The organism is Streptomyces sp. NPDC001157, from assembly GCF_053598255.1.
On the sequence record NZ_JBSFJW010000006.1, the window covers coordinates 157,177 to 182,469 of the forward strand.

The 25,293-nt window shown below is 71.5% G+C and carries 23 protein-coding genes; 12 read left to right on the plus strand and 11 right to left on the minus strand.

The window, feature by feature from the left end; translation table 11 throughout:
• Nucleotides 1-57 precede the first annotated feature (57 nt).
• From ACWDAG_RS13300 to ACWDAG_RS13315, 4 genes are all read right to left on the minus strand, one after another.
• Nucleotides 58-1,341 carry an ROK family protein gene (locus tag ACWDAG_RS13300; protein WP_450695712.1) on the minus strand — a complete coding sequence of 428 codons (1,284 nt, stop codon included), beginning with the start codon at nt 1,339-1,341 and terminating at the stop codon, nt 58-60.
• 91 nt (nt 1,342-1,432) lie between these two features.
• Nucleotides 1,433-2,416, minus strand: coding sequence for a phosphotransferase family protein (locus tag ACWDAG_RS13305; protein ID WP_450695713.1), 984 nt, complete (start codon nt 2,414-2,416; stop codon nt 1,433-1,435).
• A 21-nt stretch (nt 2,417-2,437) separates the two neighbouring features.
• Nucleotides 2,438-5,602, minus strand: coding sequence for a bifunctional cytochrome P450/NADPH--P450 reductase (locus ACWDAG_RS13310; protein WP_450695714.1), 3,165 nt, complete (start codon nt 5,600-5,602; stop codon nt 2,438-2,440).
• A gap of 128 nt (nt 5,603-5,730) precedes the next feature.
• Nucleotides 5,731-6,783, minus strand: coding sequence for a LacI family DNA-binding transcriptional regulator (locus ACWDAG_RS13315; protein ID WP_450695715.1), 1,053 nt, complete (start codon nt 6,781-6,783; stop codon nt 5,731-5,733).
• A 210-nt stretch (nt 6,784-6,993) separates the two neighbouring features.
• On the opposite strand from ACWDAG_RS13315, the gene ACWDAG_RS13320 reads away from it, so the two are divergent.
• The 5 genes from ACWDAG_RS13320 (at nt 6,994) to ACWDAG_RS13340 (ending at nt 12,504) form a co-directional block, all read left to right on the plus strand.
• Entirely contained in the window at nt 6,994-8,283 is a 1,290-nt protein-coding gene (locus ACWDAG_RS13320) for an ABC transporter substrate-binding protein (RefSeq protein WP_450695716.1), read from the plus strand.
• An 11-nt stretch (nt 8,284-8,294) separates the two neighbouring features.
• On the plus strand, nt 8,295-9,293 hold the full coding sequence (locus ACWDAG_RS13325; RefSeq protein ID WP_450695717.1) for a carbohydrate ABC transporter permease: 999 nt from the start codon (nt 8,295-8,297) through the stop codon (nt 9,291-9,293).
• Nucleotides 9,290-10,132, plus strand: a complete 843-nt coding sequence (locus tag ACWDAG_RS13330; RefSeq protein ID WP_450695718.1) for a carbohydrate ABC transporter permease — start codon at nt 9,290-9,292, stop codon at nt 10,130-10,132. The genes ACWDAG_RS13325 and ACWDAG_RS13330 overlap by 4 nt, the downstream gene beginning before the upstream one ends.
• 50 nt (nt 10,133-10,182) lie before the next feature.
• A complete protein-coding gene (locus tag ACWDAG_RS13335; protein ID WP_450695719.1) occupies nt 10,183-11,826 on the plus strand; it encodes a glycoside hydrolase family 13 protein in 1,644 nt (547 codons plus the stop codon).
• Between the two features lie 81 nt (nt 11,827-11,907).
• The gene (locus ACWDAG_RS13340; protein ID WP_450695973.1) at nt 11,908-12,504 is read left to right on the plus strand and encodes a PAS domain-containing protein; all 597 of its coding nucleotides are present in this window, start codon (nt 11,908-11,910) and stop codon (nt 12,502-12,504) included.
• On the opposite strand, the gene ACWDAG_RS13345 is transcribed toward ACWDAG_RS13340, so the two are convergent.
• Nucleotides 12,456-13,358, minus strand: a complete 903-nt coding sequence (locus tag ACWDAG_RS13345; protein WP_450695720.1) for a DUF3626 domain-containing protein — start codon at nt 13,356-13,358, stop codon at nt 12,456-12,458. The two genes, ACWDAG_RS13340 and ACWDAG_RS13345, sit on opposite strands and share 49 nt — an antisense overlap.
• 227 nt (nt 13,359-13,585) lie before the next feature.
• Between ACWDAG_RS13345 and ACWDAG_RS13350 the strand changes: the two genes are divergently transcribed.
• Entirely contained in the window at nt 13,586-14,668 is a 1,083-nt protein-coding gene (locus ACWDAG_RS13350) for a hypothetical protein (RefSeq protein ID WP_450695721.1), read from the plus strand.
• Here ACWDAG_RS13350 and ACWDAG_RS13355 read toward each other — a convergent pair.
• Nucleotides 14,599-15,192 carry a TIGR03086 family metal-binding protein gene (locus ACWDAG_RS13355; protein WP_450695722.1) on the minus strand — a complete coding sequence of 198 codons (594 nt, stop codon included), beginning with the start codon at nt 15,190-15,192 and terminating at the stop codon, nt 14,599-14,601. The genes ACWDAG_RS13350 and ACWDAG_RS13355 overlap by 70 nt on opposite strands.
• A gap of 125 nt (nt 15,193-15,317) precedes the next feature.
• Here ACWDAG_RS13355 and ACWDAG_RS13360 point away from each other — a divergent pair, with 125 nt between their 5' ends.
• From ACWDAG_RS13360 to ACWDAG_RS13370, 3 genes are all read left to right on the plus strand, one after another.
• Nucleotides 15,318-16,589 carry an FUSC family protein gene (locus ACWDAG_RS13360; protein ID WP_450695723.1) on the plus strand — a complete coding sequence of 424 codons (1,272 nt, stop codon included), beginning with the start codon at nt 15,318-15,320 and terminating at the stop codon, nt 16,587-16,589.
• Between the two features lie 53 nt (nt 16,590-16,642).
• Nucleotides 16,643-17,686, plus strand: coding sequence for a hypothetical protein (locus tag ACWDAG_RS13365; protein WP_450695724.1), 1,044 nt, complete (start codon nt 16,643-16,645; stop codon nt 17,684-17,686).
• A 113-nt stretch (nt 17,687-17,799) separates the two neighbouring features.
• Nucleotides 17,800-19,044, plus strand: coding sequence for a lactonase family protein (locus ACWDAG_RS13370; RefSeq protein WP_450695725.1), 1,245 nt, complete (start codon nt 17,800-17,802; stop codon nt 19,042-19,044).
• Here ACWDAG_RS13370 and ACWDAG_RS13375 read toward each other — a convergent pair.
• Nucleotides 19,012-19,737, minus strand: coding sequence for a DUF2470 domain-containing protein (locus tag ACWDAG_RS13375; protein WP_450695726.1), 726 nt, complete (start codon nt 19,735-19,737; stop codon nt 19,012-19,014). The genes ACWDAG_RS13370 and ACWDAG_RS13375 overlap by 33 nt on opposite strands.
• An 84-nt stretch (nt 19,738-19,821) precedes the next feature.
• Nucleotides 19,822-20,430 (minus strand): TetR/AcrR family transcriptional regulator, encoded by a 609-nt coding sequence (locus ACWDAG_RS13380; protein WP_450695727.1) that lies wholly within the window; start codon nt 20,428-20,430, stop codon nt 19,822-19,824.
• 130 nt (nt 20,431-20,560) lie between these two features.
• Between ACWDAG_RS13380 and ACWDAG_RS13385 the strand changes: the two genes are divergently transcribed.
• Nucleotides 20,561-22,105: a cytochrome P450 gene (locus ACWDAG_RS13385; protein ID WP_450695728.1), complete on the plus strand. Its 1,545-nt coding sequence runs from the start codon at nt 20,561-20,563 to the stop codon at nt 22,103-22,105.
• Here the strand turns inward: ACWDAG_RS13385 and ACWDAG_RS13390 are convergent.
• Nucleotides 22,067-22,903, minus strand: coding sequence for a pentapeptide repeat-containing protein (locus ACWDAG_RS13390; RefSeq protein ID WP_450695729.1), 837 nt, complete (start codon nt 22,901-22,903; stop codon nt 22,067-22,069). The genes ACWDAG_RS13385 and ACWDAG_RS13390 overlap by 39 nt on opposite strands.
• A 60-nt stretch (nt 22,904-22,963) precedes the next feature.
• On the opposite strand from ACWDAG_RS13390, the gene ACWDAG_RS13395 reads away from it, so the two are divergent.
• Nucleotides 22,964-23,392, plus strand: coding sequence for a pyridoxamine 5'-phosphate oxidase family protein (locus ACWDAG_RS13395; protein ID WP_450695730.1), 429 nt, complete (start codon nt 22,964-22,966; stop codon nt 23,390-23,392).
• A 37-nt stretch (nt 23,393-23,429) separates the two neighbouring features.
• On the opposite strand, the gene ACWDAG_RS13400 is transcribed toward ACWDAG_RS13395, so the two are convergent.
• Both ACWDAG_RS13400 and ACWDAG_RS13405 read right to left on the minus strand, forming a co-directional pair.
• Nucleotides 23,430-24,209 carry a phosphotransferase enzyme family protein gene (locus tag ACWDAG_RS13400; protein WP_450695731.1) on the minus strand — a complete coding sequence of 260 codons (780 nt, stop codon included), beginning with the start codon at nt 24,207-24,209 and terminating at the stop codon, nt 23,430-23,432.
• A gap of 105 nt (nt 24,210-24,314) precedes the next feature.
• Nucleotides 24,315-24,860 carry a GIY-YIG nuclease family protein gene (locus ACWDAG_RS13405; protein ID WP_450695732.1) on the minus strand — a complete coding sequence of 182 codons (546 nt, stop codon included), beginning with the start codon at nt 24,858-24,860 and terminating at the stop codon, nt 24,315-24,317.
• Nucleotides 24,861-25,091: 231 nt separating this feature from the next.
• Between ACWDAG_RS13405 and ACWDAG_RS13410 the strand changes: the two genes are divergently transcribed.
• A complete protein-coding gene (locus ACWDAG_RS13410; RefSeq protein WP_450695733.1) occupies nt 25,092-25,292 on the plus strand; it encodes a DUF5999 family protein in 201 nt (66 codons plus the stop codon).
• Nucleotide 25,293 lies beyond the last annotated feature (1 nt).

The following is a 25,293-nucleotide window of genomic DNA, read 5'->3' on the forward strand; positions in this document are numbered from 1 at the left end:
CGTGGGCGCGACAAGCCACGACGACGCCGCAGACGACACACAGCCTCCGCGGCACTCTCAGAGGCGCTCCTCCAACGCCGTCTGCCACGCCGGCACCGGCCCCTCGGGCACCGGCTCCAGCCGCCGCCCGCCGCGGGCGAAGAAGTCCGCCAGAGGCAAGATCGCCGCACCTACGGTCACCGCATCCGGCCCGAGCCGACCGAGATCGATGGTCACCTTCTCGGCCGGGTGACGCAGTGCGTACGAGGCCGCATGCCGCCGCACCGCGGGCAGGAACCGCGCCCCCAGCTGAAGCCCCGCCCACCCGCCGATGAGAATCCGCTCGGGCTGGAACAGGTTGATCAGATCGGACAGACCGGCCCCCAGATACTCGGCCGTCTCCTCCAGCACGGCCAGGGCAACCGGATCGGCCGCCCCGCCCCCGGAGGGATACGCCGCGGCGAGCATCGCCGTGAGCGCCGTCTCCTCGTCCGCCCCCTCCGGCGGCAGCCCACCCTCCTCGCGCCAGCGCTCCAGCAGGGACTCCGCCCCCGCATACGCCTCCAGACAGCCGAGCGCACCGCACCGGCAGCGGCGCCCCCTGACCCGTACGGTCAGATGACCCCACTCGACCGCCCGCCCGTGCTCCACCTCGGGCGTGACCAGACAGGCGCCGACGCCGGAGCCGAACAGCACGACGATCGCGTTGCGCGCCCCGCGCCCCGCGCCGAACCACATCTCGGCCTGGCCGAGGGTCTTGGCGCCGTTGTCGATGAAGTACCGGACCCCGTCCGGGAGTTGGGAGGTCGAGCGGAGCAGTGCCTCCAGCGGGACGGCTTCCCAGCCGATCGTCTGCCCGTGCACGACGGCACCGCGCTCCGGGGTGCGTTCGACGATGCCGGGAACACCGATGCCGACGCCCAGGAGCTGTTCGGGGCCGATGCCGGCGTCGGCGAGCACCTCGGCGATCCCGTCGCGGATGTGGCCGACGATGACCTCGACGTCGTAGCGCTGCTGTTCCAGCGGCCGCTCGGTGCGGGCGAGTTCGGTGAGAGTGAGGTCGAACAGCTCGACGCGCACCCGGGTCTCACCGACGTCGACGCCGATCATGTGGCCGGCGCCCGGCGCCACGCGCAGCAGGGTGCGGGGGCGGCCGCCGTCGGAGTCGACGCTGCCGGCCTCCTCGACCAGGCCGTCGGCGACCAGGTCGGCGACGACGTTGCTGACCGAGCCGGAGCTCAGCCCGGTCACCGGGCCGAGCTCGAAGCGGCTGAGGGGTCCGTCGAAGTAGAGCCGCTGCAGCACGACCGCGCGGTTGGCTCGCCGCAGGTCGCGTACCGTACGCCCGTTCCGCCCCGCCATGTGGTTCCTTTCGCGCCCTGTCCGACCTGCAACATACCTCCGATCGCAGGCCGGGCGCGACATTCCTCCAACCCTTAGTTCACGTTGTGAGCTAAGAGGTGGCCAGCTCCTCGATCTCTTCGAGGGCGAAGACGAGTTCCGGTGCGACCACCGCCTGGACCCAGCGTTCATGGTCCTGGTCGACCGCGCGCGGGACCGTCTCGGTGAGCATGATCAGGTAGAGGTAGGCGCGGTAGAGGGCCAGCCGCACCCGCGCCGGGACGTCGAACTCGGCCCGGCCGCCCGCCTCCCGGTATCCCGCGAGGAACGCCTCGTCCTTCTTGATGTCGCCGAGCAACGCGAGGGAGACGAAGTCCGCGAGGGGGTCGCCCCAGAACATCCGCTCCCCGTCGATGAGCCCGCCGATGCGGGGCTCCTCCCCCGCCGGACGGTCCAGCAGGATGTTCCCGTCCCACAGATCGAAGTGGACCAGTGCGGGGGTCGTGACCTCGTCGAGCGCGGGGAAGCCGGCCTGGAGTGCGGCCGCCACCTGGTCGACGGACCGGGGCAGCCGGGATCCGTAGTCCAGGGCGTCGTCCAGGACTGCCTCGATCATGGCTGCGAACGCGGTACGCCAGTCGGGGGCGAGCGGGCCGAGGGCACCGGAAGGGTAGCCGAAGGCCTCTCCGGTCACCTTGTGCAGACGGGCCACCTGGCGGCCCAACTCCCGGCGCAGCGGCGCCCGTTCGGCCTCGGTGACCGATCCGTCCCACGGCTCGCCGGGGCAGGCCGTCATGAGCAGGTGCGGTACGGCGGCGTCCTCGCCGACGGCCACGACGCGCGGCGCCGCGACCTCCGCCAGGGCGGCCGCACGGTAGAACTCCGCCTCGGCGGTCAGCAGTCCGCGCTCGTAGCGCATGCCGGGGACGGTGGACGCGGGCGGGACCTTGAGGACGTAGCGGGTTCCGTCGGTGAGGAGCAGCTCCTCGACGGTGTTGTACGTGCCCCCGCTCAACGGCCGGACCTCCACGAGGAGTTCGGGGTCGAGGCGTGCGCCCTCCAGTACCCGCCGAGCCCATTCCCACGAGTCCGCCAACGCCCCGCCCCTTCCGTCGCGTCACCCGGCGGCGTACACGTCCTCGACGTAACGCCCGCTTCCCACCAGCCCGTCGAGCCACCGCTCGGCAGCCGACTCGTCGGCGTCCGGCGTGTGCTTCCGGAACAGGGTACGGAACGCCTCCCGCACTCCCGGCGCCATTTTCGAACCGTCGCCGCAGACGTACACCCGGGCCCCGGCGCCGAGCAGCTGCCAGACCTCGTCGGCCTCGGCGGCGATGCGGTGCTGCACGAAGGTGCCCGCGGTGCTGAAGGCCGGCCGGATCGAGACGGCGCCCGCGCTCTCGGCGGTGCGCAGCTCCTCGGCGTGCAGGAAGTCCGCGTCGGGGGCGTCGCAGCCGAAGTAGCAGAGGGCGGGGGCGAGTTCGGCGCCCGTGGCGAGGGCGGCCGTGCGGTCGGCGACGGCTCCTCGGAAGGGAGCCAGACCCGTCCCCGCCGCGATCATGATCACGGGAGCGGAGTGGTCCAGTCGGAAGACCTCCCGGCACGGCTGGACCCGGGCGAGGATCGTCTCACCGGGAGCGACGGTGACCAGGTACCCCGACCCGGTCCCCCGGTACACGCCCTTGCCGGAGCGTGCGGGGGCTTCGAGCAGGGAGACCATGAGGTCGGCGTGGCCGGGATCGACGGCGGGCGAGGAGGAGATGGAGTAGTGGCGTGGCCGCAGCGGGGTCAGGATCTCCAGCAGCTGCGGCCAGTCGAGGGCGCCGCGCAGCGCGGGGTGGTCCTCGATCAGCTCGACGAGGGTGCGCGGGTCGTCGCCGGTGAGGGCGGCCAGGGCCGTGCGCTCGGGCGGGCAGGGGTTGGCGGCGGCGAGCGCGGCAAGCTGGGCGGGTGTCGGCCGCTCCTGCAACTCGACGTGGCGGGTGAGGAGTTGACGTACCGTCAGAGGCCGGTCGATGGCGAGGCCGTCGCGGCGGGGGCGGGCGGCACGGATGTCGAGGACGGTGTCGGGGTCGACGCCGAGTGCGGTGGCGGCGCGGTCGACGAGGGCCGGGGCGTTGACGGGCAGGACGGTGAGGTGGTCGGCGGTGCGGTAGGCGGTGCCGTCCGGGAGGGCGACGCGGACGAAGCGCTTGCGGCGCGCATGGCCCGGGGCGGTGAGGTCGTACGCCTCGGTGACCGTCATGGGAAGCAGCCCGTGCCGCTCGGCCAGGGCGTCCAGCGGACCGCCCGTGAGGGTGCGGACCTCGTACGCCGTGGTGGGCTCGTCGGCCACCGCGGTGGCGTCCGGGTCGCCGTACTGCGCGAGGAGGGCCGTGCGCAGGCGGGCAGTGAAGTCCCTTACGGCGCCGGTGAGATCGCCCGAGGCGTCGGCGGCGGCGCGGTCGACGAGACGGGTGGCGCCGAGTTCGGCGAGGCGGTCGTCGATGCGGGTGGGGACGTGCTGGTAGGTGGCGGCCCAGTTGCGGTCGCCGACGCCGAGGACGGCGTAGGTGACGTCCGTGAGGTCGTGGGTCTCCTCCAGCCGGGCGGCGAAGGCGGTGGCGTCGTCGGTGGGGCGGCCGTTGTAGGAGGCGGCGGTGATGACGACGGTCCGGTCGGTGGGCAGGCCGCCCGCGTAGGCGTCCAGCGGTGCGACTTCGGTCTCGCAGCCGATCTCGGCGGCCTCGTCGGCGAGCCCGGCGGCGAACTCGCGGCAGGTTCCGTAGTTGCTGCCGTGCAGGAGGAGGACGCCGGTGCCGGGGCGGACGCGAGCGGGGAGGGTGTGCGGGTCGAGGCTCTGCGGGGTCTCGGCCGGACGGGCCCCGGGGAGGACGCCGTGTTCGCGGTCGGCGGTGGTGCGCGGGGTGAGGGTCAGGGTGAAGCCCTCGGGCTTGAGGGTGAGGGTCTCCTTGACGTGCAGCGCGTAGTCGGCGTGGTCGTGCAGGCGGTAGCGGTGCACCAGCATCGCCAGCAGCATGGTCGCCTCGTGCAGCGCGAACTGCCGCCCGATGCAGGCGCGTTCGCCGGTGCCGAAGGGCTTGAAGGCATGCACCGGGCGGGCCGCCTCCGCCTCGGCAGTGAACCGGGAGGGGTCGAACAGCTCCGGGTTGTCTCCCCAGACGGGCTGGCGGTGCAGCATCGGGGCGAGCACGGTGACGGCCTGTCCGGCGCGCAGCGGGATCCGGCCGCCGAGCAGGGTGTCCTGGAGGGCGTGGCGGCTGAAGGCGGCGGCCGTGGGCCACAGCCGCAGGGCCTCGTTGAGGACCTGGCGGGTGTAGGTCAGCCTGCCGATCTCGTCGTACGTGGGCTCGGGGTCGGCCCGGTCCCCCCACAGGGCGTCGGCTTCGCGCTGGACGAGCTGGAGCGCGGTGGGGTGCTTGGCGAGGTAGTACAAAGCGAAGGACATCGCGCCGGAGGTCGTCTCGTGGCCCGCGATCAGGAAGGTGATGACCTGGTTGCGGATGTTGGCGGTGTCCAGGGTGGTGCCGTCGGCCGGGTGCGCGGCGGTGAGCATGAGGCCGAGCAGGTCCTCGGCGCCGCTCTGGTCGGTGCCCGCGCGGGAGGCGATGACCTCGTCGACGACCTGGGCGAGGTAGGCGGAGTCGTCACGGAAGGCGGCGTCGGCGGCCGAGTAGTCGCGGCCCGGGGTGCGGGCGAGCCGGGTCATGCTCCACTCCAGGCAGCGGACCATCGACTCGACGAAGGGGTGGGGTTCGTCGCGCCCGAAGGACCCGAAGTCGTAGCCGAATCCGGCGAGTCCGATGGTGTCGAGGGTCATCCGGGTCATGTCGTCCGGCACGTTCACGGGCTGCCCCTCGCGGGCGGCGCGGTCCCAGGACGCGATGAGCCGCTGGGCGACCTTGACCATCACGGGGTGGTAGGTGCGCATCGAGCCGAGCGCGAAGGCGGGCATCAGGATGTCGTGCGCCTTGGCCCAGTTGGGCTCGTCGTTGTACGCGGTGAACAGTCCGTCGGCGGTGAACTCGCGGACGTTCTCCAGCGCGGGCCCGACATGCTTGGCGAACCGGGTCTCGTCGGCGAGGTCGGCCACCAGGTCCAGGTCGCCGACGAACAGCGCGTCCCGGCCGTGCAGCCGCCGTACGAGGACCGGGCCGTGCTCGCGCATGAGGTCCATGAGCTGCTGGATGGGGGTGCGGCCGGGTCCGGTGGCGGTGATGTCGACGAGAGGGACGCCGGAGAGGGTGTCCGCGGTGTGGGGGGTCTGGGCGGTGGGGGGCATGGCGCGACAACTGCCTTTCGCGGTACGGGAGTACTGCGCTCAAGGTTGGTCGAGCGGACCCGGCCGTCCGCGCCACGGGACTACATGATCGTGTAGTCAAGAACGTGCCCGGGGGCTTGCGGAAGCCCTCAGGAGGGGTTCTCGTCCTGCGTCGGGGGTCCGGAGGGCGGAGCGGTCGTGCCCCGCGGGATCAGGCGGGTCGGCAGGACGATGTGCCGCTCGTGGTCCGCCTCGGGGTCGTTGATCAGCCGCAGGACCAGTTCGCCGGCGACCCGGCCCATCTCGGAGGGCGACTGGGCCACCGTGGTCAGGTCGAACCACTCGGCCAGCGGCTGGTCGTCGAAGCCGAGGACGGACATCGCATCGGGTACCTCGATCCTGGCCTTGCGCAGGGTCGAGATCAGGGTGGCGGCGAGCTCGTCCTGTTCGGCGAAGACCGCGGTGGGCGGCTCACGCAGGCCGAGCAGCTGCCCGAGCGCCTCGGCGACGGCACGCTTGTCCTCGGCGGGAGCGGCCACCACGAGGGAGTCGTCCACGGGAATGCCCGCCTCGGCGAGCGCCTGCCGGTAGCCGTGCAGCCTCGCATGCGAGCTGAAGGAGAAGCCGGTGGCGCCCGGGCTCTGCATGAAGGCGATGCGGCGGTGGCCCAGGTTCAGCAGGTGCCGGGTGCCGCTCAGGGCACCGGCCGCGTCGTCGACGTACACGCTGGGGCGTCCCTCGGCGTGCTGGCTGACGTAGATGACCGGCATCCCGAGGTCGTCCAGTCGTGCGCTCTCCTCCTCGGTGAGGTCGAAGCAGTGCACCAGCAGGGCGTCGGCGTTGCGGCGGGCCGGCAGCCGGGCGAAGAACGAGGCGCGTTCGGCCAGGTCGGGTATCACATAGAGGGCCAGCTCCATGTCCGCGGCGCGCAGCAGCGGGCCCAGGCTGGACAGGGCCGAGCCCATGAACCACGACTTGAGGGTGGGCACCAGCACCGCCACCACGCCGGTCCTGCCGGTCACCAGGCTGGAGGCCTGCCGGGAGACGGCGAAGTTCAGCTCGCGGGCGGCCTGTTCGACGCGGGCGCGGACGTCCGGCGAAACGCTCGACAGTCCGCGCAGCGTGCGGGAGACGGTGGATGCGGAGACCCCGGCCCGTTCGGCGACATCGGCCATCGTGGGGTGTCGTTGAGCTGCAGGCATGGGCGGACGTTAGCACAGGCGTGCACCGGCCCGGCTCAGTTTGTGACAGCGCTGTCACGGCATTACTTGCGCGTAACGCATTGACGATCCCTCTGGCTTGCTCCTAGCTTGCAAGCGTTGTCTCGTCGAGACTCATCCACTTGAGCAGATCTCATCCAAATGCCATTTGAGCTGCATGTTTCTCTCTGCAATCGCTGCCCAGGAGTGACCTTGAAGAAGAGGAAGACCAGAGCGCTGCGGCGCTCCGGTGCACTGTGCGCGGGGCTGGCCGCCGTTGCCGCGTGCGGCACCGGCGGCGGCTCCGTGTCGAGTACCGGCCGCGGCCCCATCACCTATGTCGCCGGTGCCGACAACACCGGGACCGTGCAGGCGGTGCTCGACCGGTGGAACAAGCTGCACCCGGGCGAGAAGGTCACCTTCGTCCAGCTGCCCACCGATCCCGACGCCCAGCGGCAGCAGATGATCCAGAACGCGGCGACGAGGTCGGACGCCTTCACCGTGCTGTCCCTGGATGTCGTGTGGACCTCGGAGTTCGCGGCGCACCGGTGGGTGGACCGGCTGCCCGAGGACCGCTTCCCGCTGGGCGAGATGCTGAAGCCGATCGTTGCGACCGGCATGTACCGCGGCGGCCTCTACTCCGTCCCGGCCAGCTCGGACGGCGGCATGCTGTACTACCGCACCGATCTGCTCCAGCAGGCCCGTATCGCTCAACCGCCGGTCACCTGGGCCGAGTTGAAGGCTGACTGCGCCGAGGTGCGCAGGCTGCCCGCGGCCAAGGGCGTGTCCTGCTACGCGGGCCAGTTCCAGAAGTACGAAGGCCTGACGGTGAACTTCGCCGAGGCGGTGAACTCCGCGGGTGGGGTCGTCACCGACGCCCAGGGACGCCCGCACCTCGACACCCCGCAGGCCAGGAAGGGCCTGGACTTCCTGGTCCGCTCCTTCCGGGACGGCACCATCCCCAAGGAGGCCGCCACCTACCAGGAGGAGGACGCCCGCCGCGCCTTCCAGTCCGGGAAGCTGGTCTTCGAGCGGCAGTGGCCGTACATGTATCCGCTGACGAACAAGAAGGACGGCTCCAGCAAGGTCGCAGGCAAGTTCGCCGTCGCACCGCTGCCCGGACTGAACGGGCCCGGCGCCTCCAGCCTCGGCGGCCACAACCTGGCGCTGTCCGCCTCGGCGAGGAACAAGGCGACGGCGCTGGACTTCATCCGGTTCTTCACCAGCCAGGAGACGCAGCGCTTCGCGCTGAACTACGCGCCGGCCGCTCCCACCTACCAGGCCCTGTACCAGGATCCGCGCCTCGTGAAGAAGTATCCGTACCTGCCCGTCCTGAAGCAGTCGATCCTGCACGCGGTGCCGCGGCCGCGGGTCTTCGGCTACGGCGATGTCACCGCCGCCGTCCAGCGGGAGGCGTTCGCCGCGCTGACCGGGGCCAAGAGCAGCGCGAGCGCGCTCAAGGACCTGCAGAGGGACCTGCAGCAAGAGGCGGCGGGGCAGTGAGGAGACACGACATGGTGACCACCCACAACCCGCCCGAGAGCCTCGACCGGCCGGAAGCGAAGACGCACGGACCCGCCGTCGGTCGCGCCTTCCCGGGCCGCCGCCGCACGGCCGACTCCGGCGAGGGCAGGATCGCCGCCCTCCTGGTCTCGCCGACGCTGCTGGTCCTCGCCGTCGTCGTGCTGTATCCGACGATCGTGGCGCTGAAGGACTCGTTCTACGGCACCCCGGGCCTCGACCCGAGGACCGGGTTCGTGCGCGACCATGACCCGTTCGTCGGCGCCGACAACTACACCGCGATCTTCGGGGCGGCGGGCGACCGGTTCTGGAACGCCTTCTGGAACACGACCTTCCTGACCGTCACCACGGTCGCCCTGGAGACGGTGCTCGGCATCGCGATGGCGCTGATCATGCACCGTGCGCTGCGCGGTCGGGCGGTCGTCCGCGCGTCCATCCTGGTGCCGTGGGCGATCCCCACCGCCGTCACGGGTCTGCTGTGGCGCTGGATCTTCAACAGCGACGGTGTGGCCAACGCCCTGATCGGCCGTCAGATCCTGTGGACCACCGAAGGGTTCCACGCGAAGGTCGCGGTCGTCGTGGCCGATGTGTGGAAGACGGCACCGTTCATCGGGCTGCTGGTGCTGGCCGGACTCCAGGTGATCTCCAAGGAGGTGTACGAGGCGGCCCGGATGGACGGGGCGGGCGCGCTGCGCCAGTTCTGGAGCATCACGCTGCCGCTGGTCAAGCCGGCGCTGCTGGTTGCCGTGCTGTTCCGCACGCTCGACGCGCTGCGCATGTTCGACCTGCCGTACATCCTGATCGGCGCGCAGAAGACGTCCGTGGAGACGCTGTCGATGCTCGCCCAGGACCAGGCCGCGAACGTGCGGTTCGGGCCGGCCGCCGCCTACGCGGTGATCCTCTTCGTCTATGTCTTCCTCATCGCGCTGGCGTTCGTGCGGCTGCTGGGCGCCGATGTGGTGCCGCGCCGCCACAAGGAGGTGGCCGCATGAACCCCACCACCCTGCATCCGGTCCTGCGCAGAGCACTGCTCTGGCTCGGGGTCGCCGCGGTCGTCGCCTACTGTCTGGCGCCCTTCTACTGGATGCTGGTCTCCAGCCTGCGCCGCACCTCGGACATCTTCGACAACTCCCTGTTCCCGGCGCGGATCTCGTTCGAGAACTACCGTGCCGTGCTCGACCCGTCAGAGAAGTTCACCCGTGCTCTGTTCAACAGCCTTGTCGTGGCGGGCATCACGACGGTGTGTGCACTGCTGCTGGCGACGTTCACGGCGTATGCGATGGCGCGGCTGGAGTTCCGCTTCAAACGGTTCGTGCTGACGCTCATCATCGCCACGTCGATGTTCCCGGTGGTGTCGATCGTGGTGCCGCTGCTGAAGATGTTCGTCGGCTTCGGCTGGATCAACACCTACCAGGCGATGATCGTGCCGAGCCTGTCCTTCACGCTGCCGCTCGCGGTGTGGAACCTGACGGCGTTCTTCCGGCAGATGCCCGACGAACTGGAGCACGCGGCCATGATCGACGGCTGCACCCGTGCTCAGGCCTTCCGCCGCGTCATCATTCCGCTCGCCGCACCCGGCATCTTCACCACCGCGATCATCACCTTCATCGCCGCCTGGAACGAGTTCCTCATCGCGCTGTCGATGACCAACAAGCCCGACATCCAGACCGCGCCCGTCGCGATCTCCAAGTTCGCCGGGGCGACCCAGTTCGAGACGCCGTTCGGCAGCCAGATGGCCGCGGGAGTCCTGGTCACCGTTCCGCTCGTGATCGTGGTGCTGCTGTTCCAGCGCCGCATCGTGGCCGGCCTCACGGCGGGCGCGGCCAAGTAGCCCCTACCCCACTGATGTACCCCACTGATGCACGAGGAGTACGCACCCCTATGTCCACCAGCACCGCACCTTGGTGGCGCGACGCCGTCATCTACCAGGTCTACGTCCGCAGTTTCGCCGACGGCAACGGCGACGGCGTCGGCGACATCGCGGGCATCCGCTCCCGGCTGCCGTATCTGAAGTCGCTCGGCGTGGACGCGATCTGGATCAACCCCTGGTACAAGTCGCCGATGGCTGACCACGGTTACGACGTCGCCGACTTCCGTCAGATCGATCCGCTGTTCGGCACGGTCGCCGAGGCGGAACTGCTCATCGACGAGGCACACCGGCACGGGATCCGCGTGATCCCCGACATCGTGCCCAACCACACCTCCGACCAGCACGCCTGGTTCCAGGCGGCGCTGGCTGCCGGACCGGGCAGTCCGGAGCGGGAGCGCTACGTCTTCCGGGCCGGCCGCGGGGCGGACGGCGCCGAGCCGCCCAACGACTGGGTGTCCTGCTTCGGCGGCCCGGCCTGGACCCGGCTGCCCGACGGGGAGTGGTATCTGCATCTGTTCGCCCCGGAGCAACCGGACCTCAACTGGCAACACCCGGACGTGCGGGCGGAGTTCGAGTCGATCCTGCGGTTCTGGTTCAGCCGCGGCGTGGACGGCTTCCGTATCGACGTGGCGCACGGGCTGATCAAGCATCCCGAGCTGCCCGACCTGCCGCCGCGCCCGGAAGCGGCACCCGACGGGCCGCGGCAACACCTCGACCACCCGCACTGGGACCGGGACGAGGTGCACGACATCTACCGCGCCTGGCGCCGGGTGGCCGACGAGTTCCCCGGTGACCGCTCCTTCGTCGCCGAGGCCTGGGCGGACACCCCGGAGCGGCTCGCCGCCTACGTCCGCCGCGACGGTCTGCACACGGCGTTCAACTTCGACTTCCTGATGTCCAGTTGGGACGCCAAGGACCTGCGGGCCGTCATCGACGACTCCCTCGCCATGCTCGGCGCGGTGGGCGCCCCGGCCACCTGGGTGCTGTCCAACCACGACGTGATGCGCCACCCCAGCCGCTACGGCCGCAAAGTGGTCCGGCGCTGGGTCGCCAACGAGCCCTACCGACCCGAGGGCCCCGTGGATCTGGCCCTGGGCACCCGGCGGGCCCGCGCCGCCGCCCTGCTGATGCTCGCGCTGCCCGGCGGCGCCTACATCTACCAGGGCGAGGAGCTCGGGCTGCCGGAGGTCGAGGACCTGCCCGAGTCCGTCCTCCAGGATCCGGTGTGGGAGCGCTCCGGGCACACCGACCGCGGGCGCGACGGCTGCCGGGTGCCGATCCCGTGGTCAGGGCGCAGCGCCCCGTACGGCTTCAGCCCGGAGGGCACGACGGCCCAGCCCTGGCTGCCGCAGCCGGACGCCTGGGCGGATCACAGCGTGGCCGCGCAGGACGGTGTCGAGGGCTCGATGCTGGAGCTGTACCGCGCCGCCCTGCGCCTGCGCCGCGACCACCCGGCCCTCGGCGACGGCGGCCTGAGCTGGCTCGACGCCCCGGCCGGGGTCCTCGCCCTCCGCCGCGAGCCCGGCTTCGTGTGCGTGGTGAACCTCTCGGCCGAGCCGTACCGGCTGCCCGAGCACACCTCGGTCCTGCTGGCGAGCGGCTCGACGGTGGACGGCCTGCTGGCACCGGACCACGCGGCCTGGCTCGCCACATGATTGTGTAGCGCATGCAGTGCGTGTCGCCGTCGTGCCGGGTGGCAGGAGGTTGTGGTGGAAGAGGGCCGTCGGGAGGCCGTGATGTGGCGCAACCGCGCCCTGACGCTCTTCGACCGGGTCTCCGTGCCCGTCGCGGTGTGCGATGCGTACGGCGCCGTCCTGCTGGCCAACCCGGCGATGGCGGCCGAGTGCGGTACGACTCCGGGAAGGCTGCGCGGCCGGGAGGTGCTGGAGCTGTTCCGGCCGCAGGAGGTCACGCAGGTGAAGCGGATCGCGCAGGCGCTGCGGCTGCGGCACCGGTCGCGGTATCAGGTGTCGGTGTGCTGGGAGGGGCCGGGCGGCGGCGAGCGTTTCGGGGAGCTGACCGCCGACCCGGTCAGCGACACCGTGGAGGAGACGCCCGCCCTGCTGGTGATGCTGCGGGTGCGGGGCGAGCGCGAGCCACTGGGCGAGGAGCCCGTGCGGGTCGCGCCCGTGGAGGCGCGCATCCTGGCGCTGCTCGCCGGGGGCGCCACCACCGCCAGGGCCGCCAAGGAGACCGGCCTCAGCACGGACGGCGTCACCTATCACCTGCGGCGGCTGTCGGCGCGCTGGGGCGCGTCGAACCGTACCGAACTCGTCGCGCGCGCCTATGCGCTCGGCGTCCTCACTCCCGGAGTGTGGCCGCCGGGCGCATAGGCGGTGCCCGCCCCTTCGGGTGCGCCGAAGCGGGCGAGGGTGTGCCAGACCATCTTCAGATCCTGCAGTTCGTGGCGGCCGGTGCGGGCGGCGTCGCCGATGATCCGCGGGTCGACGTGGCCGTCCTCGGCGATCCGGGCGGCCAGCTCCATGTACTCGGCCCCCCGGTAGCCGGCGTGCTCTCGCAACTCCTCCACGCTCAACCGGTAGCCGGGGTGCCACTCGACGGGGCAGGGCAGCAGACGGGCGGCGGCCTCGACGGGCGTGCCGCGGTAGCTCTCGTCCAGGACGAGGGCCTCCATGTGTGCGGCGAGGAGGACACCTCCGTGGACCTGGGCCTCGATGTAGTCGTTGAGGGCGTCCTGCTCGTCGGCCTCGGCGAGCGCGATCAGCGACATGCCGGCAGCCACCCCGAAGTCGGCCGGCTCGGCCGCACTGTCGGGGTAGCAGAAGGTGGTGCGGGCGAGGGACTCGGCGGTGAGCCGGAAGTGCGAGGAGCCGAACCGCGGGGCGGCGCCGACCACTTGGCGCCGGAAGTTCAGCGCGCCGTACACCGGCCTCTCGTGCGGGTCGGCGTCGTCGTAGGCGCCGCCGAAGATGCGGCTCTCCCAGCGCCAGCGGTCACCGCCGGGATGTGCGGTGAGCCCTCCGTTGCTGGTGCCGGTGACGAACTGCGAGTGGTAGGCGCCGTCCTGGGCCAGCGCCTGGAGGATGGGCAGCCCGCCGGTGAGCCGGTCGGGGTGGAAGTTCAGTGTGATCCGCAGGTCGGGCCCGAGGGCCGGTCCCGACGAGCGGGCGGCGACATGGCGCAGCGCCTGCCGCGCCCGCGGTGAGCCGACATTCCAGAAATCCACCCGTTCCCCTTCTCGAACCGGTGCCGAAGCACCCCGAGCTCCCCTGAGGCCCCCTCATGAGATCACTCAGAGGTCGGCCGCCGCCAACACGATTTTGTTCGAGGGGTGCGGGTAGGTGGTGGGGCCATCCGGCGGTGGCCCTCCCTCCCGGGGTGCGGACAGCCACGGGGTGAGGACGGGGGTCTTCCTCATGGATCACGGCAGGACTCGACAGCGACCATGACGACATGACGACTCAGCGGCACGGCAGGCCCTTTCGTACGGCGACGGCCGGCGCCGACCTGAGACTGTTCCTGCTGGCGGGCATCGCCACCGTGCTGCTGACACGGTGGCTCCTGGCCCGCACCGGCTATCCGAAACTCGGCGGCCACGGCACCGGTCTGCACATTGCGCACATGCTGTGGGGTGGGCTGTTGATGGCCGCCGGGCTTGTCGTGCTGCTGGTGTTCCTCGGCCGGCGCGTGCGGCTGTGGGGCGCGATGGCCGGCGGGGTGGGGTTCGGGTTGTTCATAGACGAGATCGGCAAGGTGGTCAGTGACGGTGGCGGGTATCTCTACCGGCCGGCCGCCGGGCTGATCTATCTGGCCTTCGCCGGGCTGGTGGTGGTGAGCCGGTGGCTGGTGCCGCGCGGCGGCCCGCCGGGGGCGCGGGCGCGTACGGCGCGCGCTGCCGACGTCGCCCTCTCCGGTGTCGTATCGGGGCTGACGGAGGGGCAACGCCGGTCGGCGCTACGGGCGTTGGAGGGCTCCACGCGGCCCGTGGACATGGCCTTGGTGGGGTTGCTGGAGTGCGTGGAGGGGGCGCCGGAGCGACCTCGGGTGCGCGTGCCGGATGCGGTGCGGGATCTCGTGGCCCGGGGCCGTCGGGTCGTCTCCGTGCTGTTCGCGCACCGCGTGACGCTCGGGGTGTCGCTCGGGTGGACCGTGCTGCAGGGCGCCGTGCTGCTGGTCGGGGTCGGCTGGGACCTGGCGGCCGGGCGGCTGCGGCACGAGCCTGAGTGGGGTGCGGTGACGGGGCTGGTCGTCTGCTCGGCGGTGATGCTGGGGCTGGCCGTGGCCGGGATGGCGCGGCTGCGCCGAGACCGGGTGCGAGGCCTCACGTTGCTGCGGGCCTCGCTGCTGGTGGATCTGCTGGCCGGGCAGGTCTTCGACTTCGTCGTCAACCAGTTCTCGGCGGTGACGAACTGGCTGATCGGGCTGTGTCTGCTGACGATCGTCTCGGGTGCGCTCGGCCGTGCGCGTCAGGACACCGCAGGCGACCAGTGCGGGTCGCGGCCCAGGAAGGCGAGCAGCGCCTCGGCGCTGTCGTAGCCCGGCGCGAGCTCACGCGCGGGCGCGAACACCTGGTACGCGTCCCGCAGATGATCGACGAGTCGCTCCGCCGCCGGCTGGATCCCCTCGGCGAGTTCGCCCGACAGCGGCCTGTCCTGGCCCGTGGCGACCGCGATGTCCCAGGCGTGCACGGCAGCGTCCATGGCGGCAGCCGCCGCGGCGAGCGGCACGGGCATGGGGCCCAGCGGCGTCGGTGCCTGCTCGGCGTCGGCGGGCAGGCCCGCGTAGGCGTCCGCCACCGCGCGCAGCACCTTGTCGAGCTCCGCCGCCGGATCTCCGTCGAGGGCGTCGGCGGGGTGGAACGGGTCGGAGTCCGGGCGGCCCCCGGTGATCGCGAGGCCGTAGGCCTGCTGGTCGATCCGCGCGTGGTTGAGGACCTGCCGTACCGTCCACTCGCTGCACGGCGTGGGTGCTCCCCACGCCCGCTCCGGCACTCCGGCGACCACCTCGGCGAGATAAGCGTGCGCCCGCGTGAGAACCTCGATGCCCTGGGTGTGCCCCACGATTGTTCCTCTCCTGTCACCCTTCGACCGACATGAACAATCTAGGCTGCCTTGCGGACAGTTACGGTCCTCAATGACAGGGTTCTCAAGTACACGAAAAGGACAGGAAGGGGCACGGCCCGAGGATGCTGGATGTACGTGAGTGGACGGCGTCCCTCGTGCGCTTTGTGAAGCGCCGCCGGGACCCGATGGTCGTGCAGACCCTGCGGGCGGCTGCCGCGGCGACGATCGCGTACGTCGTGGCACTGCGCCTCAGCCCCGAGCCGGCACCGCTCACCGCTCCGCTGACCGCGCTGCTGGTCGTCCAGGTCACTCTGTACGCCACTCTCACCAACGGCATTCGCCGGGTGAACTCGGTCGTGGCGGGCGTCCTCGTCGCCATCGCGTTCAGTCTTCTGGTGGGTCTGACGTGGTGGAGTCTGGCCCTGCTGATCGTGGCCTCGCTGGCGGTGGGACGGCTGGTGCGGGTCGAGGAGTACGTGCCCGAGGTGGCGATCAGCGCGATGCTGGTGCTCGGGGTGACGACCCATGGGGACACGGCCTGGGCCCGGGTGGTGGAGACACTGATCGGGGCGGTCGTCGGGTTCGGCTGCAATCTGCTGCTCGCGCCGCCCGTGTGGGTGGACGAGGCCGGCGAGTCGATCGAGGGTCTGGCCCGCCGGGTGCGGCAGCTGATGCTGCGCATGGGCGAGGAGGCCGCCGGCCGTACGCCCGTCGAGCGGGCGACGCAGCGGCTGTACGAGGCACGCCGGCTGGATCACGACATCGTCGAGGTCGACGCGGCCCTGAGGCAGGCCGAGGACAGTCTGCGGCTCAATCCCCGCGTGCGGGAGGGCCTGCTGCACCGGGTGGTGCTGCGGACGGGGCTGGACACCCTGGAGATCTGCACGGTGGTGCTGCGGGTGCTGGCACGCACTTTCACCGACCTCGCCAAGGAACGCGATCCCGAGCCGCTGTTCGCGCCGGAGACCGGGGCTGCCGTGGAGCTGCTGCTGTCGGAGATCGCCGACGCCGTGGTCAGTTTCGCGGTGCTGGTCACCAGTCACGTCAGTGCGAGCGCCGAGTCGGCGGAGTCCCGGCTGGCGGCGGAGCTGCGGCAGGCCGCGGCCACCCGCGACAAGCTGGCCCAGCTGCTGCTGGAGGAGGTCCAGCGCGACACCCGCAGCTGGCAGCTGTACGGCGCCGTGCTGACCGAGGTCAACCGCATCCTCGACGAGATGGACACCGAGCACCGCTCGCGCCGCCTCTTCGAGGAGCTGGACCGCACGTCCCGCGAGCAGGGCGAGCGGATGCCGCGGCTGACCAGGCTGCGGGAGAGCCTGCGCGACTCCGAGCGGCTGCGGGTTCCGGAGGTGCTGCGCAGGAACCCTGAGGGCGCCGAGCGTCGTTCTAGGTGACGGAGTCACCGGAGCGGCGCACGTTCCGGGGCCGGGTACAAAGGGGCGGGCGGATGACGGACACGAGCGTGCGGATCGACGGGAACACCCTGCGGTTGCCGGGCGGTGTGGCGGTGCGGTTCGTGCGCACCCTGCGGCTGCCCGAGACGGGCACCCATCCCCTGCCGCCGGGACTGGGTGAGTTCCCGGTGCGCCGAGTCGCGGACTTCCCGGACACGGTGCCCGAGCAGTGGCGTGCGCGGGGCGGTGTGATGCTGCCGGTGTATCTGCGGGAGGCGATGTGGCTGAGCTTCGGCGGGACCGTGGAGCCGGCCGCCCTGCAGGTCGGGGTCGGCAAGGTGTGTGCGGTCTCGGGGAAGCCGTGGAGCGACCGGCTGTCCCGGAAACCGCAGAACTACCTCGTGCTGCCCCGCCAGCCCTGGCTGGACGGCATCAACTCCGGGAAGGGCACCGTCCGCCAGTTCGTGGCGGTTCCGCTGGGCCTGGGGGCGACCGTCGAGGGCCAGGTCACGGGCGAGGAGACCTGGGGCGGTGTGCAGCTTCAGTCCTTCCCGCTGCGCGAGGCGAAGCTGGCCGAGTGGCGCGAGGAGGAGCGGCGCCGCTCGGAGCTACGACGCACGAGCATGTCGGCCGGGGGGTATGGGGCGGCGCTGCCCATGGCGGCGGCCGCGCCGGGCGGTCCGGTGGCGGCTCCGGCGGGCCGTGCGCGCCTCGCCGCGGCCATGGGGCTCGGCGTCGGCGGTTCGATGCGGCAGGAGGTCTACCGGGACGACCGGCCGCTCGGGGACTGGGTCGAGGAACCCGCCGGGCGGGTGTTCGTGCACCTGGTGCCCCCTCCGGAGTGGCGCCGCATCACCGGTGAGGCTCCCCCGCCGTCGCCCGTGAACCGTGCGGAGTACACCCGGGCCGGGCTGCCCTGGTACGACTACTACGACCAGGACGCGGAGGATCTCGCACCCACGGACGCGCTGGAGGGCGTGAAACCGGTCGGCGACTGGCTGGGCGACGACCACGAACCCTGGCAGGATCCGACGCCGCAGCAGGTCAAGCCGCTGAAGGACGCGCCGGGCAAGCCGGTGGAGGACGGCGACTGGTAGAACCGCGATCATTGCACCTTGCGCAACGCCTGTTGCCGTTCTTGCGGACAGCGGCCGGCACGGGTCATGGTGGCTTGTCACGAACGAGGCGAGCGACCACCTGAGGTGTGGACATGGGCAGTGGGACAGGAGCGGCGGGCGGCTCCTGGAGCAGGCGCCGCCTGGTCGGCGCGCTCGCGGGAGCGGCGGCGGTGACGGCACTGCCGGCACCCGCACCGCCCAAGAACGCGTCCGCCCACACCGCCGCACGCCCCGAGCAGGCGGCGCCCACTGCCGAGCAGCAGCCGACCACCAAGCCCTCCGCCCCGCACCCGGCCAAGAAGTCCGCCGGACCCCAGCCGCTCTACCTCGGCACCTACACCACGGTCGAGGGCGGCGGCACGGGTGTCGGCCTCGCCACGTACGACCCCGCCTCCGGCCGCATCACCGGCACCGGAACGCTGACGGACATCGTCAACCCGTCGTATCTCGCGATCCACCCGGACCGCCGCACGCTGTACATGGTGAACGAGCACGACGACGGGGCGGTGACCGCCGTACGCCTGGCCGACCGCAAGATCCTGGGCGCCCGCAGCACCGGCGGGGCGGGACCGTGCCATCTCTCCGTGCATCCGAGCGGCCGCTGGCTGCTGAGCGCCAACTACACCTCGGGCAGTGTGGCCGTGCATCCGGTCGACAAGTCGGGCGCACCGGGCGAGCGCACGGACGTGGTCACGCACTCGACTCCGGCACCCGGACCGGGCCAGCAGGGCCCGCACGCCCACCAGTTCATCACCAGCCCCGACGGCAGCCATGTGCTCGCCGTCGACCTGGGCACGGACACCGTCTACACCTACCGACTGGACGAGCGGCGGGGCACCCTCACCGAGGTCGCGCAGGCGCACACCCGGCCGGGTGCCGGTCCGCGCCACCTCACCTTCCACCCCGGCGGGCGGTACGCGTATCTGGCCAACGAGGTCGACGACACGGTCGCGGTCTGCGCGTACGAGCCCGCCACCGGGCGGCTGACGATCGGCGAACCGCAGTCCACGGGCTCGGGCCCGGGCACCAACTACCCGGCGCAGATCCTGGTGACCGCGAACGGCTCCTACGCCTATCTCGCCAACCGCGGCGACAACAGCCTGGCGCGCTATGCCGTCGAGGCGGACGGCGCCCGGCTGCGGCTGCTCGGCACGGTGCCGGTGTCGGGTGACTTCCCGCGCCAGATCGCCTTCTCTCCGGACGGGAGTCTGCTGTTCACAGCGAACCAGAAGTCCAGCACGGTCAGCGTCTTCCACGTGGACGGCAAGAGCGGTGACCTGCGGCTCGCGGGCGAGCCGTTCGTCTCACCCGTCGCCGTCTGTGCGCTGCCGCTGTAGGGTGCGCGGACACGAGGCGGCGCTCGCCCGGGTGAGCAGGGCGTGCATGCGTTCGGTGAGCTGTCCGACGTCGTCGGCTGGTGCGTGGAACGGCAGTCGTACGTCGCCGTGGGCGCGGTTGCGTTCGATGCGCAGTGTCAGTCCGTGCCGGTCGACGGCGACGGGCTGGACGCGGACCGCGCCGTGGAGACTTTCGTGGTCGACGAGCCGGCTGAGCCGCTCGACGGCGTCCGGGTGGCAGTCGGCGAGGTGGGTGAGCAGGTGCGCCTCGGCGAGGGCGAGCGGGTCGGGTTCGGCGGCGGCGAACTCGTCGAGGTCGACGGACACGGCCCCGGACGGCTGCCGGAGCACGATCCGGGTGGGCCGGAGCGCCAGGTGGCCGTCCTCGGGGAGGAAGTACCCGGCGAGCCAGAGCCGGGCGCGGATGCGGTGGCGTACCGGGACGGGAGCGACGTCGGCGAACTCCAGCACCGCATGGGGTTCTCCGCGGGGTGCGCAGATCGCGGCAGCGAGCAGGACGCTGTCCTCGGGCACCTGCAGCAGCACCCGACCGTCCTCGTCCACGCGGTGCGCGCCGACGAACTCCTCGCGACCGCCGTCCGCGGTCACCGCGCAGGACCAGGCGGCCGCGAGTACCGACCGGGCCCGTTCGGCCGCGGCAGGCGCGGCCGTCCAGTTGGGGCTGTCACCCATCCCAAACCTCCTTAGGTAAGCCTTGCCTAACCTATCGAAGATCAGGGCGCACGCCAACCATGGGGCGACCGGAGCGAGTATGCCTCAGGGTGCGATGACGCCCAGCAGCGCCCGGGCGCACAGGTCGCGCACCTGCTCCCGGGTCAGATCCGAACCGCGCAGCCACTCCAGGCAGACGGCCGTGGTGAAGGCCAGCCAGCCGCGGACGGCCAGCTGGAGGTCGGGGCGCTGCTGTGCGGCCGGACCGAGTTCGGGGTCGGCGGCGAGCGTCGCCAGGATCTGCCGTTCCTGGGCGGCCAGCGCCCGCTGGTAGACCCGGCGGATGGCCTGGTCCCCCGCCGCGTCCGCACGGTGGAAGGCGCGGAAGCCGTGGGCGTGGGCGTGGACGTACTCCAGAAACGTGTCGAGACCGGCATTGAGCTGCTCGCGCGCCGGGACACCCGGCACGGCCGCCGTCATCCGCAGCATCCGCTCGCTCTGCCGCTCGACGACCGCGGCGAAGAAGTCCCGCTTGGTCGGGAAGTAGTGGTACAGCAGCCCCCGCGACACACCGGCGATCTCGGCGACCTGCTCGATCCACACCTCGTCGTACGGGCTCTCCGAGAACAGCCGCGCCCCGACCGACAGCAGCTGCTCCCTGCGCTCCTCGGTGCTGAGCCGACGGCGCGTGCGCTCGCCCTGGTTCGCGGCCATGCCCGCACTTTACTTGACGCCGGTTCAACAGCGGGATCAGACTGGACCCGCTATTGAACCCACGTACAACAGATGCGCCGAACAGTTGCACAACCGCTCAACCTGCCGCTGATTCAAGGGAGAACGCGTCATGGCGGAGACGACGTCGGGGGCCGGACCGGAGACACAGGCCACGCTTCCCAAGGGGTTTCGGGGTGCCGAACAGGGCTGGCCCGAGCTGCACCGCATTCCGCATCCCCCGCACCGGCTCCCCCTGCTCGGCGATGTGCTCGGCGCCGACCGGCGCACGCCCGTCCAGGACTCCATGCGCTACGCGCGGCAGCTCGGACCGATCTTCCGGCGCAAGGCGTTCGGCAAGGAGTTCGTGTTCGTGTGGGGCGCCGAGCCGGCTGCCGACATGGCGGACGAGTCGCGCTTCGCCAAGCATGTCGGCCTCGGGGTCGCCAATCTCCGGCCGGTCGTCGGGGACGCGCTGTTCACGGCGTACAACCACGAGCCGAACTGGCAGCTGGCGCACGACGTCCTCGCCCCGGGCTTCAGCAGGGAGGCGATGGAGGGCTACCACCCGATGATGCTGGCGGTGGCCGAGCGGCTCACCGACCACTGGGACCGCGAGCTGACGGCGGGCCGGGCGGTGGACGTGCCCGGTGACATGACCAAACTGACGCTGGAGACGATCGCGCGCACCGGGTTCGGGCACGACTTCGGTTCCTTCGAGCGGGCCCGGCTGCATCCGTTCGTGACCGCGATGGTGGGCACACTGACGTACGCCCAGCGTCTGAACACGGTGCCCTCGCCGCTGGCACCCTTCCTGCTGCGAAGCGCCTCGCGCCGCAACGAGGCCGACATCGCGTATCTCAATCGCACGGTCGACGACCTGGTCAGGGCCCGTCGTGCATCGGGCGAGGGCGGGGACGGGGATCTGCTGGACCGGATGCTGGAGACGGCCCACCCCGGGACCGGGGAGCGGCTGTCCGCCGAGAACGTCCGCCGCCAGGTCATCACCTTCCTGGTGGCCGGCCACGAGACGACCTCGGGCGCGCTCTCCTTCGCCCTGCACTACCTCTCCCGCAACCCAGGGATCGCGGCCCGCGCCAGGGCCGAGGTGGACGCCGTCTGGGGCGATGCGGCAGTGCCCGGCTACGACCAGGTGGCCAAGCTTCGGTATGTGCGCCGGGTGCTGGACGAGGCGCTGCGGCTGTGGCCGACCGCGCCGGCCTTCGCCCGGGAGGCCCGCGAGGACACGGTGCTGGCCGGGGACCATCCGATGCGGCGGGGTGCGTGGGCGCTGGTCCTCACCGCGATGCTGCACCGCGACCCGGAGGTGTGGGGCAGCGACGCCGAGCGGTTCGACCCCGACCGCTTCGACCCGAAGGCCGTACGGTCCCGGGCCCCGCACACCTTCAAGCCGTTCGGGACGGGGGCGCGGGCGTGCATCGGGCGGCAGTTCGCGCTGCACGAGGCCACGCTGGTGCTCGGTCTGCTGCTGCGCCGCTACGACCTGCGACCCGACCCCGGCTATCAGCTGCGGGTGACCGAGAGGCTCACCCTGATGCCTGAGGGGCTGCGGCTGCACCTGGAGCGGCGCAGCGTCACCGCCCGGGTCTCCTCCGCACAGGCCCTGGACGAGGCTCCGTCAGAGCTGCGCTGTCCAGTGCACGGGGCGCGTGACTGAGTCCGGCAGCCGGGTGCCGGAACTGCCACGGGCGGCGTTGAGCTGGGGCTGGGTGAGGAAGAAGGCACCGGTCAGGTCGGCGTCGGTGAGGTCGGCGTCGCGCAGGTCGGCGCCGATCATGTCCGCGTCGCGCAGGTCGGCTCCGGTCAGGTCGGCGGCTATCAGGTAGGCGCCGCGGAGGTTGGCGCCGCGCAGGTCGGCGCCCTTGAGGCGGGCGCCCATCAGGTCGGCGCCACGGCGGTCCTTCTTGCGGCCGCGGGCCCCGGTCCCGGCACGCACCAGCTCGCTGGTCTTCAGCAGGAGGACATTGACCTCCTGCCGGTGCGCGCCCACATCCAACGCGGCCAGCTGCTCAGGGGGTCGGCGGGTGAGCTCCTCGGTTTTCGCCAGGGCTCGACGCAGATCGGCGTGGACCGGGCGGGCCGGGGGCAGGGCAAGGGCCTCGGTGAGGTACCAGAGCAGTTCGTGCAGCTGCCGTACGACCGGGAACACGTCGAACATGCGCCGGGCGTCCGCCCGCGAGCCCGTGCGCCAGTCCTGGCCGCCGAACGTGACCTGCGAGACCTTCTGGCCCGCACCGAAGCAGTCGTAGACCGTGCAGCCGCTGAAGCCCTGCTGCCGCAGGCGGGCGTGGATGCCGCAGCGGTGGTCCTCTCGCAGGTTCCGGCAGGGCGTGCCGGCCGGCTTGTCGATCGCGAAGTCGGCGGAGGCGGCGAAGGGCAGGGCGACACAGCAGAGCCCGAAGCAACGCTCGCAGTCGCCGCGCAGGTCCGCCCGGTCGGCTGTCTGATCTGGCATGACGCCAAGCCTAACGGGGTGCGACCGGCCGCTGTCGGTGGCCGTACGTACAGTCGTCCCATGGCACTTTCACGCGAAGAACGGGAAGGTTTCCTCGCTGAGCCCCATGTCGCGGCGCTGGGCGTCGCCGCCGGTGACGACCGGGGCCCGTTGGTCGTGCCGATCTGGTACGCCTACGAGCCCGGCGGTCTGCCGTGGATCCTCACCGGCGCGGACTCCCGAAAGATGAGGCTGATCAAAGCGGCGGGCCGCTTCAGCCTGATGGTCCAGCGCACGGAGCCGACCACCCGGTACGTCTCGGTCGAAGGACCGGTCGCCGAGGTGGCCGAGGGCAGCGGCGCGCTCCACCGTGAGATGGCCCGCCGCTACCTCTCGGGGACGGCACTCGACGAGTTCGTGGCCTTCGCCGAGGCCCAACTCGCCGATCACGTCGTGGTCCGTATGCGGCCCGAGCACTGGTTCACAGCGGATCTCGGCACGGCGGGATGACGAGCGGCGGCCGCCCGGGAAGCCCCCAGTACGACGGTCAGCCGGACAGCAGTGCTCGCTCCCACTGCTCCTGCCGCTCTTCGATGTATTCGGCATCCCCACGCCACGCGTCCCCGTGGCCCTCCGCCCAGAGCCTCGCCCACGGCTGATTCCCCCGGCGCGACTGCTCTCGCAGGAAGTCGTGCATGGCTCGGGTACGGCGACCCAGCATCGGTACGAGGGCGCGCCGTTCGGTCTCGTCGAGTCCGTAGGCGTCCGCGAAGAGGCGCAGGCGGGCGGCGGCGTCGGGGCTCTGCCAGTCGGGATGGGCGGACAGGGGCACGAAGCCGCGGACGGCGTAGGCGACGTCCCATAGGCGGGAGCCGGGGGCGGCCGTGTCCCAGTCGATGAAGGCCCACTCCTTCTCGCCGCCGACCACGAGGTTCCACGGCGCCAGGTCCTGGTGGGCGATGATGTCGGTGCCCTCGGCGGGAACGAGCACCTGCCAGCATGCGTCAGCCGGCGGCCTGAAGTCCTTTACGGCGTCGTGGAAATCCCGGATCAGCCGGGCCACTCGGACCAGCCCCGCTGCCGGCTCCACCAGGGCAAACCGGTCGGGCCAGATCACATCGCCCGGCACGAAAGTCAGCACCTCACGCCCCTGTTCGTCCATCCCGAGGGGGCGCGGTGCCGCACGGAAGCCGACCTCGTGCAGGTGCGTGAGCAGAGCGTGCACCGAGGGCGTCCAGGGCCCGGCAGGCCGGCGGACGGTGTCGCCGACGCGAACGACGCCGTCGCTGACGTTCCCGCCCGACAGCGGCTGTTCGTCGTCGTGCACTGATCTCTCCTGACGCTCCTGACACCGCCGACACCATATCGAGGCAACTCCCGGCGGCGCCCGACGACTTGGTCGAGGTCTACGGACGGCTGCAGGCTGCGGCGGTCATGACCCCAACCGCTTGCCCCGGTTCGGTCCGTGGTGACGTACGGCTTCGGTGTTCTCGGCCTTCTCGATCTTCTCCATGTTCCGTAGGCCCTCGACCAGCTTCGCGATCTTCGCCTGCTTCGCCTTGATGCCGCGGGCCATGAGCCGCAGGTGAGCCGACGACTCGGGCACGGTCGACTCGAGTTCCTCCAATCGCCTTCGTTCGAGGGCGAGTTCGGTCCTGAGGCGCGCTGCTCGGTCCGGCGGAGCAGGTGGGCTCTGGCCGTTGAAGATCACGTTGTACTTGGGGCGCTCGGTCCAGACGGCCTCGCGTTCGGCAGCCTCCGCGTCGGCCGGGTACTCGATCCGTATCCCGACGACCTGCGACGCCCATGGCTGCTCCCGAAGATGCGTGCGCACGCGGGTGAGGGGCGAGATCGAGATGCCGACATAAAGCAGCCCTTCCAGGCCGTACAGCCGGTACAGCGCCGTGCGGCCCGCGGTGTGCAGACTGCCCTCCTCGTCGAACAGGCCACGCAGGAACTGCGAATCGACGTCGGCCATGACGCGGCCCCCTTCGGCTCGACACGCACCGCTCGTCCATGTCCCACGCTCCCACGCGGGTGTGACAGAGGCTCAGCCACGGATCCCGCCGGAATCGGCCTGCCGGAAACCGAACCTCACCGATGAGTTTCCGGTGCTGTGGGGGTCTCCTCATTCAACGGAAAACAAGCTCGGCTATCACAGATACGAGCCCACTTCAGGCGGGAGCCAGACGGATCGAGGAGAGAGACCATGTGCAGTCACCGGCCACAATGCCCCACCGCAGACAGCCCGCACCACCACAGCGCCGTGATCGTGTCGGCCCATCCCGAACAGGGCTGGAGCCTGTTGTGCAACGGGACGATCGTGTTCGACGACACCGGCGAACTGCTGCCGGACGGGCGGGTCGTGGACCCGCACCGCACCCTTCGTCCGCTGGCCGTGGCCGCCTGAC